This is a genomic window from Pseudomonas sp. PICF6 (assembly GCF_009831705.1).
GTDB classification, from domain to species: Bacteria; Pseudomonadota; Gammaproteobacteria; order Pseudomonadales; family Pseudomonadaceae; genus Aquipseudomonas; species Aquipseudomonas rhizophila.
Window position 1 is genome coordinate 137,394 of the sequence record NZ_WUUD01000030.1, and the last position, 15,760, is coordinate 153,153.

General features: G+C 54.7%; 29 protein-coding genes and 3 tRNA genes. All 32 read right to left on the reverse strand.

Annotated elements, in window-relative coordinates; translation table 11 throughout:
• Positions 1-9 precede the first annotated feature (9 nt).
• A complete protein-coding gene (rpsK, locus tag GSM73_RS20405) occupies positions 10-399 on the reverse strand; it encodes a 30S ribosomal protein S11 (RefSeq protein ID WP_002555466.1) in 390 nt (129 codons plus the stop codon).
• A 30-nt stretch (positions 400-429) separates the two neighbouring features.
• Positions 430-786, reverse strand: a complete 357-nt coding sequence (gene rpsM, locus GSM73_RS20410) for a 30S ribosomal protein S13 (protein WP_047229770.1) — start codon at positions 784-786, stop codon at positions 430-432.
• 130 nt (positions 787-916) lie between these two features.
• Entirely contained in the window at positions 917-1,033 is a 117-nt protein-coding gene (gene rpmJ / locus GSM73_RS20415; protein WP_002555468.1) for a 50S ribosomal protein L36, read from the reverse strand.
• 30 nt (positions 1,034-1,063) lie between these two features.
• Positions 1,064-2,392 (reverse strand): preprotein translocase subunit SecY, encoded by a 1,329-nt coding sequence (gene secY, locus GSM73_RS20420; RefSeq protein WP_047229771.1) that lies wholly within the window; start codon positions 2,390-2,392, stop codon positions 1,064-1,066.
• Positions 2,393-2,830, reverse strand: coding sequence for a 50S ribosomal protein L15 (gene rplO, locus GSM73_RS20425; RefSeq protein ID WP_003186032.1), 438 nt, complete (start codon positions 2,828-2,830; stop codon positions 2,393-2,395).
• Between the two features lie 3 nt (positions 2,831-2,833).
• Positions 2,834-3,010, reverse strand: coding sequence for a 50S ribosomal protein L30 (gene rpmD / locus GSM73_RS20430; RefSeq protein WP_003186033.1), 177 nt, complete (start codon positions 3,008-3,010; stop codon positions 2,834-2,836).
• A gap of 2 nt (positions 3,011-3,012) precedes the next feature.
• Positions 3,013-3,513 carry a 30S ribosomal protein S5 gene (rpsE, locus tag GSM73_RS20435; protein ID WP_003186035.1) on the reverse strand — a complete coding sequence of 167 codons (501 nt, stop codon included), beginning with the start codon at positions 3,511-3,513 and terminating at the stop codon, positions 3,013-3,015.
• A gap of 3 nt (positions 3,514-3,516) precedes the next feature.
• Positions 3,517-3,867 carry a 50S ribosomal protein L18 gene (gene rplR / locus GSM73_RS20440; RefSeq protein ID WP_003186037.1) on the reverse strand — a complete coding sequence of 117 codons (351 nt, stop codon included), beginning with the start codon at positions 3,865-3,867 and terminating at the stop codon, positions 3,517-3,519.
• A 10-nt stretch (positions 3,868-3,877) separates the two neighbouring features.
• Complete coding sequence (gene rplF / locus GSM73_RS20445; protein WP_003186039.1) at positions 3,878-4,411, reverse strand: 50S ribosomal protein L6; 534 nt, start codon at positions 4,409-4,411, stop codon at positions 3,878-3,880.
• A gap of 12 nt (positions 4,412-4,423) precedes the next feature.
• Complete coding sequence (gene rpsH / locus GSM73_RS20450) at positions 4,424-4,816, reverse strand: 30S ribosomal protein S8 (protein WP_017848802.1); 393 nt, start codon at positions 4,814-4,816, stop codon at positions 4,424-4,426.
• 210 nt (positions 4,817-5,026) lie between these two features.
• Positions 5,027-5,332: a 30S ribosomal protein S14 gene (rpsN, locus tag GSM73_RS20455; RefSeq protein ID WP_003186042.1), complete on the reverse strand. Its 306-nt coding sequence runs from the start codon at positions 5,330-5,332 to the stop codon at positions 5,027-5,029.
• A 13-nt stretch (positions 5,333-5,345) separates the two neighbouring features.
• Positions 5,346-5,885, reverse strand: coding sequence for a 50S ribosomal protein L5 (gene rplE / locus GSM73_RS20460; protein ID WP_003186044.1), 540 nt, complete (start codon positions 5,883-5,885; stop codon positions 5,346-5,348).
• 20 nt (positions 5,886-5,905) lie between these two features.
• Positions 5,906-6,220: a 50S ribosomal protein L24 gene (gene rplX, locus GSM73_RS20465; protein WP_003186046.1), complete on the reverse strand. Its 315-nt coding sequence runs from the start codon at positions 6,218-6,220 to the stop codon at positions 5,906-5,908.
• Positions 6,201-6,596 (reverse strand): 50S ribosomal protein L14, encoded by a 396-nt coding sequence (gene rplN / locus GSM73_RS20470; RefSeq protein ID WP_160893671.1) that lies wholly within the window; start codon positions 6,594-6,596, stop codon positions 6,201-6,203. The genes rplX and rplN overlap by 20 nt, the downstream gene beginning before the upstream one ends.
• A gap of 23 nt (positions 6,597-6,619) precedes the next feature.
• The gene (gene rpsQ, locus GSM73_RS20475) at positions 6,620-6,886 is read right to left on the reverse strand and encodes a 30S ribosomal protein S17 (RefSeq protein WP_003194644.1); all 267 of its coding nucleotides are present in this window, start codon (positions 6,884-6,886) and stop codon (positions 6,620-6,622) included.
• A 2-nt stretch (positions 6,887-6,888) separates the two neighbouring features.
• The gene (gene rpmC / locus GSM73_RS20480; protein WP_002555481.1) at positions 6,889-7,080 is read right to left on the reverse strand and encodes a 50S ribosomal protein L29; all 192 of its coding nucleotides are present in this window, start codon (positions 7,078-7,080) and stop codon (positions 6,889-6,891) included.
• Complete coding sequence (gene rplP / locus GSM73_RS20485) at positions 7,080-7,493, reverse strand: 50S ribosomal protein L16 (RefSeq protein ID WP_003186052.1); 414 nt, start codon at positions 7,491-7,493, stop codon at positions 7,080-7,082. Before rplP ends, rpmC begins: the two co-directional genes overlap by 1 nt.
• A 12-nt stretch (positions 7,494-7,505) precedes the next feature.
• Positions 7,506-8,192, reverse strand: a complete 687-nt coding sequence (gene rpsC, locus GSM73_RS20490; RefSeq protein WP_003176422.1) for a 30S ribosomal protein S3 — start codon at positions 8,190-8,192, stop codon at positions 7,506-7,508.
• 13 nt (positions 8,193-8,205) lie between these two features.
• The gene (gene rplV / locus GSM73_RS20495; protein WP_003103908.1) at positions 8,206-8,538 is read right to left on the reverse strand and encodes a 50S ribosomal protein L22; all 333 of its coding nucleotides are present in this window, start codon (positions 8,536-8,538) and stop codon (positions 8,206-8,208) included.
• 11 nt (positions 8,539-8,549) lie between these two features.
• Positions 8,550-8,825, reverse strand: coding sequence for a 30S ribosomal protein S19 (gene rpsS / locus GSM73_RS20500; RefSeq protein ID WP_002555486.1), 276 nt, complete (start codon positions 8,823-8,825; stop codon positions 8,550-8,552).
• Positions 8,826-8,841: 16 nt separating this feature from the next.
• On the reverse strand, positions 8,842-9,666 hold the full coding sequence (gene rplB / locus GSM73_RS20505) for a 50S ribosomal protein L2 (protein ID WP_003186055.1): 825 nt from the start codon (positions 9,664-9,666) through the stop codon (positions 8,842-8,844).
• Between the two features lie 14 nt (positions 9,667-9,680).
• On the reverse strand, positions 9,681-9,980 hold the full coding sequence (gene rplW / locus GSM73_RS20510; RefSeq protein WP_002555488.1) for a 50S ribosomal protein L23: 300 nt from the start codon (positions 9,978-9,980) through the stop codon (positions 9,681-9,683).
• On the reverse strand, positions 9,977-10,579 hold the full coding sequence (gene rplD / locus GSM73_RS20515; protein ID WP_003186057.1) for a 50S ribosomal protein L4: 603 nt from the start codon (positions 10,577-10,579) through the stop codon (positions 9,977-9,979). Before rplD ends, rplW begins: the two co-directional genes overlap by 4 nt.
• Positions 10,580-10,591: 12 nt before the next feature.
• On the reverse strand, positions 10,592-11,227 hold the full coding sequence (gene rplC / locus GSM73_RS20520; protein ID WP_003186059.1) for a 50S ribosomal protein L3: 636 nt from the start codon (positions 11,225-11,227) through the stop codon (positions 10,592-10,594).
• A gap of 80 nt (positions 11,228-11,307) precedes the next feature.
• Positions 11,308-11,619, reverse strand: coding sequence for a 30S ribosomal protein S10 (gene rpsJ, locus GSM73_RS20525; RefSeq protein ID WP_003186070.1), 312 nt, complete (start codon positions 11,617-11,619; stop codon positions 11,308-11,310).
• Positions 11,620-11,774: 155 nt separating this feature from the next.
• Complete coding sequence (tuf, locus tag GSM73_RS20530; RefSeq protein ID WP_003186103.1) at positions 11,775-12,968, reverse strand: elongation factor Tu; 1,194 nt, start codon at positions 12,966-12,968, stop codon at positions 11,775-11,777.
• Between the two features lie 84 nt (positions 12,969-13,052).
• Positions 13,053-13,128, reverse strand: a tRNA-Thr gene (locus GSM73_RS20535).
• 26 nt (positions 13,129-13,154) lie between these two features.
• Positions 13,155-13,228: transfer RNA gene (locus tag GSM73_RS20540), tRNA-Gly, on the reverse strand.
• A gap of 24 nt (positions 13,229-13,252) precedes the next feature.
• Positions 13,253-13,337: transfer RNA gene (locus tag GSM73_RS20545), tRNA-Tyr, on the reverse strand.
• 142 nt (positions 13,338-13,479) lie between these two features.
• The gene (locus tag GSM73_RS20550) at positions 13,480-13,932 is read right to left on the reverse strand and encodes a hypothetical protein (RefSeq protein WP_160893673.1); all 453 of its coding nucleotides are present in this window, start codon (positions 13,930-13,932) and stop codon (positions 13,480-13,482) included.
• A gap of 7 nt (positions 13,933-13,939) precedes the next feature.
• Positions 13,940-14,689, reverse strand: a complete 750-nt coding sequence (locus tag GSM73_RS20555; protein ID WP_047230553.1) for a pantothenate kinase — start codon at positions 14,687-14,689, stop codon at positions 13,940-13,942.
• The gene (gene birA / locus GSM73_RS20560) at positions 14,679-15,635 is read right to left on the reverse strand and encodes a bifunctional biotin--[acetyl-CoA-carboxylase] ligase/biotin operon repressor BirA (RefSeq protein WP_047230554.1); all 957 of its coding nucleotides are present in this window, start codon (positions 15,633-15,635) and stop codon (positions 14,679-14,681) included. Before birA ends, GSM73_RS20555 begins: the two co-directional genes overlap by 11 nt.
• Positions 15,636-15,760 lie beyond the last annotated feature (125 nt).

The following is a 15,760-nucleotide window of genomic DNA, read 5'->3' on the forward strand; positions in this document are numbered from 1 at the left end:
TCTCCTGGATTACACGCGGCGCTTCTTCGGCGGACGGCACCCGTTGTGCGGGATTGGCGTCACGTCGGTGATGCTGGCGATCTTGTAGCCACAGCCGTTCAAAGCGCGGACTGCGGATTCACGACCCGGACCTGGACCCTTGACGTTAACGTCGAGGTTTTTCAGACCGTATTCCAGCGCAGCTTGACCAGCACGCTCAGCAGCTACTTGAGCAGCGAACGGGGTGGACTTGCGGGAACCGCGGAAACCCGAACCACCGGAGGTTGCCCAGGAAAGAGCGTTACCTTGACGGTCGGTAATGGTCACGATGGTGTTGTTAAAAGAAGCATGGATGTGGGCGATGCCATCAACCACTGTCTTTTTAACTTTTTTACGAGGACGAGCAGCAGGTTTTGCCATGATTAAATTCCTGTCGATTCGCTGGGGCGATTACTTGCGGATCGGCTTACGCGGACCTTTACGGGTACGCGCGTTGGTCTTGGTACGCTGACCGCGTACTGGAAGACCACGACGATGACGCAGACCGCGATAGCAACCGAGGTCCATCAAGCGCTTGATTTTCATGTTGATTTCGCGACGCAGGTCACCTTCAGTGGTGAACTTCGCCACTTCGCCACGCAGCTGTTCAATCTGCTCGTCGCTCAGATCTTTGATCTTTGCCGCTGGGTTTACCCCAGACACTGCACAAATTTTCTGTGCAGTAGTGCGACCAACACCATAGATGTAGGTCAGCGAGATAACAGTATGCTTGTTATCTGGAATGTTAACGCCTGCAATACGGGCCATTCAGTGGGACTCCAATTGACAGCTACCTACGCCCCGGAAGCCAAGAAATAGGGCGCGAGATAATATCGCTGTAATAACAAATAATCAACCCGGCAGCGCACTAGCTGCCGGGCTTAAAGCACAATCACACTCAGCCTTGGCGCTGTTTGTGACGCGGTTCCGCGCTGCAAATTACCCGAACAACGCCTTCGCGGCGAATAATCTTGCAGTTACGGCACAGCTTTTTCACCGATGCACGAACTTTCATCACCAACTCCTCGAACCTTATGGACGCTACTCAGCGCAACATGCCGCTGCCGTAGCCCTTCAGGTTGGCTTTCTTCATCAGGGATTCGTACTGGTGCGAAACGAGGTGCGATTGTACTTGGGACATGAAGTCCATCACAACCACGACCACGATCAGCAACGAGGTCCCGCCAAGGTAGAACGGAACGTTTGCCGCAACCACCAGGAACTGGGGAAGCAAGCAGACGGCCGTCATATAGAGAGCACCGAACAAGGTCAAACGAGTCAAAACGCCATCAATGTAGCGCGCCGACTGCTCGCCTGGACGGATACCCGGAATAAAGGCACCGGACTTCTTCAGGTTTTCCGCTACGTCTTTCGGATTGAACATCAACGCCGTATAGAAGAAGCAGAAGAAAATAATCCCTGCACTAAACAGCAGAATATTCAACGGCTGACCAGGAGCGATCGACTGCGAGATGTCCTGCAGCCAGCCCATACCTTCAGACTGACCAAACCAGGCACCCAGCGAAGCCGGGAACAGCAAAATGCTGCTCGCAAAAATAGCCGGGATAACACCGGCCATATTCACCTTCAGCGGCAAGTGGCTAGTCTGCGCAGCAAATACCTTGCGGCCCTGCTGACGCTTGGCGTAGTGAACAGCAATACGACGCTGACCACGCTCAATGAACACCACGAAACCGATAATCGCTACTGCCAGCAAACCGATCGCAACCAGGGCAAAAATGTTGATGTCACCCTGACGCGCAGACTCGAAAGACTGCCCGATCGCTCTCGGAAGACCGGCGACGATACCTGCGAAAATCAACATCGAGATACCGTTGCCAACACCACGCTCAGTAATCTGCTCACCCAGCCACATCATGAACATCGCACCCGCCACAAACGTGGTTACTGCGACGAAATGGAAGCCAAAGTCACCAGTGAACGCTACGCCTTGCCCTGCCAGACCGATGGACATGCCAACAGCCTGGACAAGAGCAAGGACGACGGTGAGGTAGCGGGTGTACTGGCTGATCTTGCGACGGCCAGCTTCACCTTCCTTCTTCAACTGTTCCAGCTGTGGGCTGACGGCGGTCATCAGTTGCATGATGATCGATGCCGAGATGTACGGCATGATCCCCAGAGCAAAGATACTCATCCGTTCCAGCGCACCGCCGGAAAACATGTTGAACAAGCTAAGAATGGTCCCCTCATTCTGTCGAAACAGGTCCGCGAGTCGGTCCGGGTTGATACCTGGAACCGGGATGTGTGCGCCTATTCGGTAGACGATAATCGCCAGGAACAGAAAACGCAGACGAGCCCAGAGTTCAGACATACCGCCTTTGCCGAGCGCAGAGAGAGCACCTTGCTTAGCCATTTATTCCTCGAACTTGCCGCCAGCTGCTTCGATAGCCGCACGCGCACCTTTGGTGGCGCCGATTCCCTTTCCGATGGTGACAGCGCGAGCAACTTCGCCCGACAGCATGATTTTCACACGCTGTACGTTCTGGTTGATCACGTTGGCATCCTTCAGGGACTGCACGGTGACGATGTCGCCATCCACTTTAGCCAGCTCGGACAGACGCACTTCTGCGCGATCCATGGCCTTCAGGGAAACGAAACCGAACTTCGGCAGGCGACGATGCAGCGGCTGTTGACCGCCTTCAAAGCCTGGAGCAATGGTGCCACCGGAGCGGGAGGTTTGACCTTTGTGGCCACGGCCACCGGTCTTGCCCAAACCACTACCGATACCACGGCCCGGACGATGCTTTTCGCGACGGGAACCCGGCGCTGGACTCAGATCATTGAGTTTCATCGATTAACCCTCTACACGCAGCATGTAGTAGGCCTTGTTGATCATCCCGCGATTCTCGGGAGTATCCAGGACCTCTACAGTGTGACCGATGCGACGCAGACCCAAACCCTTAACGCACAGTTTGTGGTTAGGGATGCGGCCGGTCATGCTTTTGATCAGCGTAACTTTTACGGTAGCCATGATCAGAAGATCTCCTTGACGCTTTTGCCACGCTTGGCGGCAATGGATTCAGGAGACTGCATTGCTTTCAAACCCTTGAAAGTGGCGTGAACCACGTTTACTGGGTTAGTCGAGCCGTAGCACTTGGCCAGAACGTTCTGAACGCCAGCAACCTCGAGGACAGCACGCATAGCGCCGCCAGCGATGATACCGGTACCTTCAGAAGCAGGCTGCATGTACACCTTCGAAGCGCCATGGGCGGACTTCATTGCGTACTGCAGAGTGGTGCCGTTCAGATCAACCTGGATCATGTTGCGGCGAGCAGCTTCCATTGCCTTCTGGATCGCAGCAGGCACTTCACGCGACTTGCCACGGCCGAAGCCAACACGCCCTTTACCATCACCAACCACGGTCAACGCGGTGAAAGTGAAGATACGGCCGCCTTTAACGGTTTTGGCTACGCGGTTAACTTGAACCAGCTTCTCGATGTAGCCTTCGTCGCGCTTTTGGTCGTTATTTGACATAACTTAGAACTCCAGCCCAGCTTCACGAGCAGCATCAGCCAGCGCCTTGACGCGGCCGTGGTACTTGAAGCCAGAGCGGTCGAAAGCCACCTGCGAGACGCCAGCGGCTTTAGCACGCGTAGCGACCAGCTGGCCAACCTTAGTGGCCGCGTCGATGTTGCCAGTGGCGCCATCACGCAGTTCTTTATCCAAAGTCGAGGCACTTGCCAGGACTTTGTTGCCGTCGGCCGAAATGACCTGGGCGTAGATGTGCTGCGACGAGCGGAACACGCAGAGACGCACGACTTCGAGTTCGTGCATTTTCAGGCGTGCTTTGCGAGCGCGACGCAGTCGAGTAACTTTTTTGTCGGTCATTTGCTATGCCCTACTTCTTCTTGGCTTCTTTACGACGGACGACTTCGTCCGCGTAGCGCACACCTTTGCCTTTGTACGGCTCTGGTGGACGGAAGTCGCGGATCTCGGCGGCCACTTGACCTACCAGCTGCTTGTCGATGCCCTTGATCAGGATATCGGTCTGGCTAGGAGTCTCAGCGGTGATGCCTTCCGGCAGTTCATAATCCACTGGGTGCGAGAAGCCAAGAGCCAGGTTCAGCACTGTGCCTTTTGCTTGCGCCTTGTAACCAACACCGACCAGCTGGAGCTTGCGCTCGAAGCCTTGGCTTACGCCTTGGACCATGTTGTTTACCAACGCACGAGTGGTACCAGCCATTGCGCGAGTCTGTTGATCGCCATTGCGAGCAGCGAAACGCAGCTCACCAGCTTCTTCAACAATCTCAACGGACGAATGGATGTTCAGTTGCAGAGTGCCCTTGGCACCCTTCACCGAAAGCTGTTGGCCTGCGAATTTGACTTCGACACCGGCTGGCAGCTTAACGGGGTTCTTAGCGACGCGTGACATGCTTATCCCCCCTTAGAACACAGTGCAAAGAACTTCGCCGCCGACACCGGCAGCGCGCGCAGCACGATCCGTCATCACACCCTTGTTGGTGGAGACGATAGACACACCGAGACCGCCACGAACTTTTGGCAGATCCTCGACGGACTTGTACTGACGCAGGCCTGGACGGCTAACGCGCTTCACTTCCTCGATGACCGGACGGCCTTCGAAGTACTTCAGCTCGATGGACAGCAGTGGCTTGATTTCGCTGCTGATCTGATAACCCGCAATGTAACCTTCGTCCTTCAGGACTTTGGCAACAGCTACCTTCAAAGTAGAAGATGGCATGCTTACGACGGACTTTTCAGCCATCTGGGCATTACGGATACGAGTTAGCATGTCCGCTAACGGGTCCTGCATACTCATGGGCTAGACGCTCCTAATACACAAAAAATTAGCCTTTCGGCTACTACGTGTCGCCGAGTACATCCGCGCGATAAAAGCACGGGCTCAGGCGAGCCGGGTATTCTAGACACACCCCACAAATGAATCAAGCCCCAAAAGGGGCTTGATTCAAGTTCAAGGTCACCGGCGGTCAGGATCTTGCGACCCCGAACACCGAGACATTGACAGTGCTTACCAGCTGGCTTTAACCAGACCTGGAACGTCACCACGCATTGCAGCTTGACGCAGCATGTTACGGCCGAGGCCGAACTTGCGGTACACGCCGTGCGGACGACCAGTCAGGCGGCAGCGGTTACGCATGCGCGAAGCGCTTGCATCACGTGGCTGCTTCTGCAGTGCTACGGTAGCTTCCCAGCGCGCTTCTGGACTTGCGTTCAGATCAACGATGATAGCTTTCAGCGCTGCACGCTTGGTGGCGTACTTGGCAACGGTGAGCTGACGCTTCAGCTCACGGTTTTTCATGCTCTTCTTGGCCATTTTCCTACTCCAATCAGTTGCGGAACGGGAATTTGAAAGCGCGCAGCAGTGCGCGACCTTCGTCATCCGTCCGAGCAGTGGTGGTCAGGGTAATGTCCAGACCGCGGAGAGCGTCGATCTTGTCGTAATCGATTTCCGGGAAAATGATCTGCTCTTTAACGCCCATGCTGTAGTTACCACGACCATCGAAGGACTTGGCATTCAGGCCGCGGAAGTCGCGAACCCGAGGCAGGGAGATCGACAGCAGACGATCCAGGAACTCGTACATACGCTCACGGCGCAGGGTCACTTTGACGCCGATCGGCCAACCTTCACGGACTTTAAAGCCAGCGATGGATTTCCGAGCGTAAGTCACAACGACTTTCTGACCGGTGATCTTTTCCAGGTCAGCAACAGCGTGCTCGATGACTTTTTTGTCGCCGATCGCTTCGCCCAGACCCATGTTCAGGGTGATTTTGGTAACGCGCGGAACTTCCATCACGTTCGAAAGCTTAAGTTCTTCCTTAAGCTTCGGTGCGATTTCCTTCCGGTAAATCTCTTTTAGTCGTGCCATGGTCTTCTACCTAGCAGTGTTCAAGCATCAACCGCTTTTTGGGTCGACTTGAAGACACGAATTTTCTTACCGTCTTCTACTTTGAAACCAACGCGGTCAGCCTTGTTGGTTTCGCCGTTGAAAATGGCGACGTTGGAAGCGTGCAGTGGCGCTTCTTTCTCGACGATACCGCCCTGTACGCCCGACATCGGGTTAGGCTTGGTATGGCGCTTGACCAGGTTCAAGCCACCAACAACCAGACGGTTGTCAGCGAGAACCTTCAGCACCTTACCGCGCTTACCCTTGTCCTTGCCGGCGATCACGATGATCTCGTCGTCACGACGAATCTTTTGCATGTCGGATCTCCTTACAGCACTTCTGGGGCGAGACGATCTTCATGAACTTCTCAGTACGAAGCTCACGGGTCACTGGCCCAAAGATACGGGTGCCGATTGGCTCTTGCTTGTTGTTCAACAGAACAGCAGCGTTGCCATCAAAGCGGATGATGGAGCCGTCAGCGCGACGAACACCGTGGCGAGTGCGGACTACAACAGCAGTCATCACTTGGCCTTTTTTCACCTTACCGCGAGGAATTGCTTCCTTGACGGTAACTTTGATGATGTCACCAATACCAGCGTAACGACGATGGGAGCCACCCAGCACCTTGATGCACATAACACGGCGAGCGCCGCTGTTATCGGCCACATCGAGCATGGATTGAGTCTGAATCATATAATTTCTCCGACCCCTAGCCCTTAGACTTCCACAGCGCGTTCGAGAACATCAACCAGCGCCCAAGACTTGGTCTTGGCCATCGGACGAGTTTCACGAATAGTGACTTTGTCGCCGATGTGGCACTGATTGGTTTCGTCGTGCGCGTGCAGCTTAGTCGAACGCTTAACGTATTTACCGTAGATCGGGTGCTTAACGCGACGCTCGATCAGAACGGTGATGGTTTTGTCCATCTTGTCGCTGACAACACGGCCAGTCAGCGTACGGACAGTTTTTTCGGCTTCAGCCATGATTACTTACCTGCCTGCTGGTTGAGCACAGTTTTCACGCGAGCGATGTCACGCTTAACTTGCGAGAGCAGATGAGACTGCCCCAACTGGCCAGTTGCTTTCTGCATACGCAGATTGAACTGGTCGCGCAGCAGGCCGAGCAGTTGCTCGTTCAGCTGCTGTGCTGATTTTTCACGAAGTTCATTCGCTTTCATCACATCACCGTCCGTTTAACAAAGGAGGTGGCGAGCGGCAGCTTTGCAGCAGCCAGGGCGAAAGCCTCACGCGCCAGCTCTTCAGAAACACCCTCGATTTCATACAGGACTTTGCCTGGCTGAATCTGGGCAACCCAGTACTCCACGTTACCCTTACCTTTACCCATCCGAACTTCGAGTGGCTTCTTGGTGACAGGCTTGTCCGGGAATACACGGATCCAGATCTTGCCGCCACGTTTTACGTGACGGGTCAGAGCACGACGCGCTGACTCGATCTGACGAGCGGTGAGACGACCACGAGCAACAGACTTCAGCGCGAACTCGCCGAAGCTGACTTTGCTACCGCGCAATGCCAGGCCACGGTTGTGACCGGTCATCTGCTTGCGGAACTTCGTACGCTTTGGTTGCAACATTTGGCGTACCCCTTACTTAGCAGCTTTTTTACGAGGCGCTGGTGCTTGTGGCTTCAGCTCTTCTTGGCGACCACCAATTACTTCGCCTTTGAAGATCCAAACCTTTACACCGATCACACCGTAGGTGGTGTGAGCTTCGTAGTTGGCATAGTCGATGTCGGCACGCAGGGTGTGCAGTGGCACACGACCTTCGCGATACCATTCAGTACGTGCGATTTCAGCACCGCCGAGACGACCGCTCACTTGGATTTTGATGCCTTTGGCACCAATGCGCATTGCGTTCTGTACAGCGCGCTTCATAGCGCGACGGAACATTACACGACGCTCCAGCTGCTGAGCTACGCTCTGCGCAACCAGCATACCGTCGAGCTCCGGCTTGCGGATCTCTTCGATATTGATGTGCACAGGCACACCCATTTGCTTGGTCAGGTCCTGACGCAGCTTCTCAACATCTTCACCTTTCTTCCCGATAACGATACCTGGACGAGCAGTGTGGATGGTGATGCGTGCAGTCTGCGCCGGACGATGGATATCGATACGGCTTACGGACGCGCTTTTTAGTTTGTCTTGGAGATACTCACGCACCTTCAGATCAGCGAACAAGTAGTCCGCATAAGTCCGACCGTCTGCGTACCAGACGGAGGTGTGCTCCTTGACGATTCCCAGGCGAATGCCAATGGGATGTACTTTCTGACCCATCTCTTCGACTCCGTTACTTGTCAGCAACCTTGACAGTGATATGGCAAGACCGCTTGACGATGCGATCAGCACGGCCTTTGGCACGTGGCATGATGCGCTTCAGCGAACGCCCTTCGTTGACGAAAACGGTGCTGACCTTCAGGTCATCAACATCTGCGCCTTCGTTATGCTCGGCGTTGGCTACGGCCGACTCCAGCACTTTCTTCATGATCTCGGCGGCTTTCTTACTGCTGAAAGCCAACAGGTTGAGCGCTTCGCCCACCTTCTTCCCGCGGATCTGGTCGGCGACCAAGCGGGCTTTCTGGGCGGAGATTCGAGCGCCCGACAACTTAGCGGCTACTTCCATTTCCTTACCCCTTAACGCTTGGCTTTCTTGTCAGCCACGTGCCCACGGTATGTGCGGGTACCGGCAAACTCGCCCAGTTTGTGGCCGACCATGTCTTCGTTAACGAGAACTGGGACGTGTTGGCGACCGTTGTGTACTGCGATGGTCAGACCGACCATTTGTGGCAGGATCATCGAACGACGCGACCAGGTCTTAACTGGTTTGCGATCGTTCTTTTCCGCCGCCACTTCGATCTTCTTCAGTAGGTGAAGATCAATAAAAGGACCTTTTTTCAGAGAACGTGGCACTGTCGTATCCCTCTATTTACTTGCGACGACGGACGATCATTTTGTCGGTACGCTTATTACCACGAGTCTTCGCGCCCTTAGTCGGGAAGCCCCATGGCGATACCGGATGACGACCACCAGAGGTACGACCTTCACCACCACCATGTGGGTGGTCAACCGGGTTCATGGCAACACCACGAACGGTTGGGCGAACGCCACGCCAGCGCTTGGCACCAGCTTTACCCAACGAACGCAGGCTGTGCTCGGAGTTCGAGACTTCGCCCAGGGTCGCACGGCACTCAGCCAGTACTTTACGCATCTCACCAGAACGCAGACGCAGGGTCACGTAGACACCTTCACGAGCGATCAACTGAGCCGAAGCACCAGCGGAACGAGCGATCTGTGCGCCTTTACCTGGCTTCAATTCGATGCCGTGTACGGTGCTACCAACTGGAATGTTACGCAGCTGCAGAGCGTTGCCCGGCTTGATCGGTGCCAAAGCACCTGCGATCAGCTGGTCGCCAGCACTCACGCCTTTAGGGGCGATGATGTAGCGACGCTCGCCATCTGCGTACAGCAGCAGAGCGATGTGAGCAGTACGGTTTGGATCGTATTCGATACGCTCGACGGTGGCAGCGATGCCATCCTTGTCGTTGCGACGGAAGTCGACCAGACGATAATGCTGCTTATGACCACCACCGATGTGACGAGTGGTAATACGGCCATTGTTGTTACGACCACCAGACTTCGATTTTTTCTCGAGCAGCGGTGCGTGAGGAGCGCCTTTATGCAGCTCCTGGTTGACCACCTTGACCACAAAACGGCGGCCAGGGGAAGTCGGTTTGCATTTAACGATTGCCATGATGCACCCCTTCCTTACTCAGCACTGCTGCTGAAATCGAGATCTTGGCCTGGCTGAAGGGAGATAACTGCCTTCTTCCAGTCATTACGCTTGCCCAGACCGCGAGCAGTGCGCTTGCTCTTACCCAGAACATTCAGGGTAGTAACGCGCTCTACTTTCACGCTGAACAGGCTTTCGACGGCCTTCTTGATTTCCAGCTTGGTTGCGTCGGTAGCAACCTTGAAAACGAACTGGCCTTTCTTGTCTGCCAGAACCGTAGCCTTCTCGGAAACGTGCGGGCCAAGCAGAACTTTAAATACGCGTTCCTGGTTCATCCCAGCAGCTCCTCGAATTTCTTCACGGCCGACACGGTGATCAACACCTTGTCGTATGCGATCAGACTGACCGGATCGGAACCTTGCACGTCACGAACATCAACGTGTGGCAGGTTGCGAGCAGCCAGGTACAGGTTCTGATCAACAGCGTCAGACACGATCAGGACGTCAGTCAGGCCCATGCCGTTCAGCTTGTTCAGCAGATCTTTGGTTTTCGGTGCTTCAACAGCGAAGTCCTGAACCACGACCAGACGATCAGTACGCACCAGCTCAGCAAGGATGGAACGCATTGCTGCGCGATACATCTTCTTGTTCAGCTTCTGGGAGTGATCCTGAGGACGAGCTGCAAAAGTGGTACCGCCGCCACGCCAGATTGGGCTACGGATAGTACCGGCACGAGCACGGCCAGTACCTTTCTGACGCCATGGGCGCTTACCGCCACCAGAAACGTCGGAACGGGTCTTTTGCTGCTTGCTACCTTGACGGCCGCCAGCCATGTAGGCCACGACTGCTTGGTGAACCAGCGTCTCGTTGAATTCGCCGCCAAATGTCAGTTCGGAAACTTCGATCGCTTGAGCGTCATTTACATTTAATTGCATGTCAGCTTCCCCTTAACCGCGAGCCTTGGCTGCTGGACGTACAACCAAGTTGCCGCCAGTAGCGCCAGGAACAGCGCCCTTGACCAACAACAGATTGCGTTCAGCGTCCACGCGCACTACTTCGAGGGACTGCACGGTCACGCGCTCAGCGCCCATATGACCGGACATTTTTTTGCCCTTGAATACACGACCAGGAGTCTGGCACTGGCCGATAGAGCCTGGAACGCGGTGGGATACGGAGTTACCGTGGGTGTTATCTTGCCCGCGGAAGTTCCAACGCTTGATCGTACCCTGGAAGCCTTTACCCTTGGACTGACCGGTTACATCAACCAGTTGACCAGCAGCGAAGATTTCAGCGTTGATCAGATCGCCGGCCTGGTACTCGCCTTCTTCAAGGCGGAATTCCATTACGGTACGACCAGCGGCAACGTTCGCCTTGGCGAAGTGGCCAGCTTGAGCAGCTGTTACACGCGAAGCACGACGCTCGCCGACAGTGACTTGCACTGCACGATAGCCATCGGTCTCTTCAGTTTTGAACTGGGTGACGCGATTCGGCTCGATCTCAATGACCGTGACCGGAATGGAGACACCTTCTTCGGTGAAAATACGGGTCATACCGCATTTACGACCGACTACACCAATAGTCATGTTGTAAACCTCATGAGTGTACGGGGCTTTCACCCGCTATGGCCGCCCATTTCAGAGCGTTACACGACCAAGACCGAGTCTTAGCCGAGGCTGATCTGCACTTCCACACCGGCCGCAAGATCAAGCTTCATAAGTGCATCAACGGTTTTATCCGTTGGCTGGACGATGTCCAGAACGCGCTTATGAGTACGGATCTCGTACTGGTCACGCGCGTCTTTGTTGACGTGCGGGGAGACCAGAACGGTGAACCGCTCTTTACGGGTAGGCAGTGGAATTGGACCACGCACTTGAGCACCAGTACGTTTCGCGGTTTCCACGATTTCCTGGGTGGATTGGTCGATCAGGCGATGGTCAAAAGCCTTCAACCTGATACGGATTTGCTGATTTTGCATTGGATTTCAGACTCCGGCTGCTATTCCCACCGAGCGCAATACGCCCGTTAAAAGGAGGCGCAATTCTATAGACGCCCCTGATAGGTGTCAACCCAATAAAAAAGCCCCCGCTAGGCGGGGGCTCTTCAACTCATCAAGCTGACTCTACAAGAGACTTACTCGATGACTTTGGCTACGACGCCAGCGCCGACGGTACGACCGCCTTCACGGATAGCGAAACGCAGACCGTCTTCCATCGCGATGGTCTTGATCAGAGTGACAGTCATCTGGATGTTGTCACCTGGCATTACCATTTCAACGCCTTCTGGCAGCTCGCAGTTACCGGTCACGTCAGTTGTACGGAAGTAGAACTGTGGACGGTAGCCTTTGAAGAACGGAGTATGACGGCCGCCTTCTTCCTTGCTCAGAACGTAAACTTCTGCAGTGAACTTGGTGTGCGGCTTGACGGTGCCTGGCTTGACCAGAACCTGGCCACGCTCAACGTCGTCACGCTTGGTGCCGCGCAGCAGTACGCCGCAGTTCTCGCCAGCACGACCTTCGTCGAGCAGCTTGCGGAACATTTCAACGCCGGTGCAGGTAGTTTTCTGAGTGTCGCGCAGACCGACGATCTCAACTTCTTCCTGGATGCGGACGATGCCACGCTCAACACGACCAGTCACAACAGTACCGCGACCGGAGATCGAGAATACGTCTTCGATTGGCATCAGGAACGGCTTGTCGATAGCACGCTCTGGCTCTGGGATGTAGCTGTCCAGAGTTTCCACCAGCTTCTTGACAGCGGTGGTGCCCATTTCGTTGTCGTCTTGGCCGTTCAGAGCCATCAGAGCCGAACCGATGATGATTGGAGTGTCATCACCTGGGAAGTCGTAAGTGCTCAGCAGATCGCGCACTTCCATCTCAACCAGTTCCAGCAGCTCAGCGTCGTCAACCATGTCAGCCTTGTTCAGGAAGACAACGATGTACGGAACGCCTACCTGACGGGACAGCAGGATGTGCTCACGGGTTTGTGGCATCGGACCATCAGCGGCCGAGCAAACCAAGATCGCGCCATCCATCTGGGCAGCACCAGTGATCATGTTTTTTACGTAGTCGGCGTGACCTGGGCAGTCAACGTGTGCGTAGTGACGCACGGCCGAATCGTATTCAACGTGAGCGGTGTTGATGGTGATACCGCGAGCTTTCTCTTCCGGGGCGCTGTCGATCTTGTCGAAGTCAACCTTGGCCGAACCGAAAACTTCGGAGCAGACACGGGTCAGAGCAGCGGTCAGCGTGGTTTTACCGTGGTCGACGTGACCAATGGTACCAACGTTGACGTGCGGCTTATTACGTTCGAACTTTTCCTTAGCCATCGAAATCACCCCTAGGAGAAGAATTTAGCAAGTCACACAAACCATTAAAACAAAGGCAGATATTTTCATATCTGCCTTGTTATATGGAGCTCTTGAGCGGATTTGAACCGCTGACCTCACCCTTACCAAGGGTGTGCTCTACCAACTGAGCTACAAGAGCGAAACACTATGCACAACCTGCAAACTTGGAGCGGGTAGCGGGAATCGAACCCGCATCATCAGCTTGGAAGGCTGAGGTTCTACCACTAAACTATACCCGCGGAGCTTGCAGCTCACGCTAAAACTGGTGGAGGGGGAAGGATTCGAACCTTCGAAGTCGTAGACGTCAGATTTACAGTCTGATCCCTTTGGCCGCTCGGGAACCCCTCCTAAGCGAGCCGGCATTCTATATCATGCCAGCCTTCTGTCAAGCATTTTCTCATAAAAAACCTGAGGTTAGCTGCGTTGACGCCGCTTCGTGGCGCTAGCCATTAAAGGCCTTCGCTGCGAAGCGGGCGCCATTCTATGCAAACTACCCTGCGGGTGCAACCCCCTCACAGGGCATTATTTTATGTTTTAACTCATTGAATTCTTTAGAAAGGTTTTGAAGCAGCGTTTCATTCACCTTCATCGCGCTATCTGGCGAAATCAGAACCCAAAATCCTTCTCCCTCAGGCAGATTCGGTGAGCTCTGCGCAATGGAGCGAGCCGCGATCCCGGATGCCGCGAGCCGCTGCTCCAGCTGGCGCGCCATTTCAATCCGGGTGAAGCCACCAAGATAAACACATGCGCCTCGGCCAGCAGACTTGCCTGAATCCCGCCTTACAAGCGCATCTGCCGTTTCGCTCAAGAGATGAATATCCTGCTGCGAGCCCCGGTACAAACTCAACGGAGTCACATCTTTTGCCCGAAGCGGAGCCTCCTGTTGATGCCAGACGTAATAAAAGACATTCAAAACCACCAACAGCAGAAAAAGCCACCGCATAGGAACCTCAAGACAAAGGACAGGCCATCGCCAAACCAACAAAAACCAGATCAGGCACTACCTTGGCATCAGGCACAACACCGGATACCAAATTGGCATCTCCTCCCGTGAGAAATACTACGAAGTCGTTCCCCCAATATTCTTTAGCCAGTTCAAGCTGAGTCAGGACAAATCCTCTGAGCATGAGCATGCAACCGCGCTCCACCGCCTCTACAGTCTCGCGACCAGGGGCGAGGCTCTCGTGAGCCCGCTCGGCAGCCGTATCGTCATAGCGAATCCGTCGGGTATGAGTGCGCAACTGATTACGCATCAAAGGCATACCAGGACAAATGAACCCCCCTAGATGCTCACCGTCCGCAGCCACGAAATCCGCTGTAACGGCCGTACCGAAATCGAGCACCAGGCAGGCTCCCGAAGCAAGATGGAAGCCCCCAAGCAAAGCCAACCATCGATCGAGCCCTAGCCGCTCGTAATCGTTGTAACCGTTCTTAACACCGGCCAACTCCCGAACAGGCACAGCGCGTGAGACAGACACTCCAAAAACATCAATTAGTAGAGCAACCAACGAATCCGTCTCTTGCGGAGTCCTCACGCTAACGAGACGGCATTTCTTGAGCTTAAATTTATCGGCGTCACTCAAGCTTGCCAGCAGGGCACTATCGGTACCAACCACCCCTCCTTCGATCGGTGTTACGCCGTCGAAGTCAAGGACACGCCACTTGATAAAGCTATTGCCGCAATCGAGCTCAAGAATCATCACGCAACCTCAAACTGAGCTCACCACCGCTAAAGATTTTTTCCACGCCATCTACCTTCAAACGCAGCGCGCCCTGACGATCAATGCCCATCACAACCCCGTCAACCTGGTTGATACCGGCAATCAGGGAAACATTCCGCCCCTGCCACAGATGGTATCGCTCCCATTCCTCCTGGATCGCGGAGAAACCCGACACCTGGTGGAGCCTGAGGTAATGCTGAAACTTCGCGGCCAACCGTCCAACCAGCTCGTTTCGATCAAAATCCCTGCCCGCCTCAAGGCACATGGACGTCCATTGCTGGTCGACCTCATCGGTCGACCGCATATTCACATTAATCCCTACGCCGAGAACAACGTGGCAAACGTCTGCTGGATCCCCCACCAATTCAAGCAAGATGCCCGCGATTTTCTTATCACCTACCAGGACATCGTTAGGCCACTTCAGCCCAGCCCCCGCGATCCCCATATCATGCAAGGCGTGCATAACTGCAAGCCCCACAACCAGGCTGAGCCCCTCAATTTGGCGCATGCCACCATCAATTCGCAGCACCAGACTGTGGTAAAGATTGTCGGCAAACGGACTCACCCACTTGCGACCACGACGACCACGACCGGCTGTCTGTCGCTCGGCCAAAATCATAAATGGCGCACCCATTCCACGCTCTATGGCGCGAAGCGCTTCAGCGTTGGTCGAATCAATGGAGTCAAATATATGGATGGGCCACTCACAGGACTCTTTGGCGCTAATCTCAGCCGAGTCCAAAAGCAGCAGCGGCTTAGCCAGCTGATAACCTCTACCTCGAACCTTATGAACAGATAGCCCTAACTCCGCCTCCAGGTGCTGCAACTGCTTCCATACAGCACTACGACTGATACCCAGCGCAGTACCCAGCGCCTGACCCGAGTGGAAGCGGCCATCTTTCAGAAGTTTAAGCAACGTGAGCATGCAAACTGCACCTGATAATGAGGCCCGCATGATAGCGATGCGCAAGACCGTTGCATAGAAACACAAATGGTCTTTCCTGCGGGCAAAACAAAACCCCTACCTGCGTCAGCAGATAGGGGTTTCGG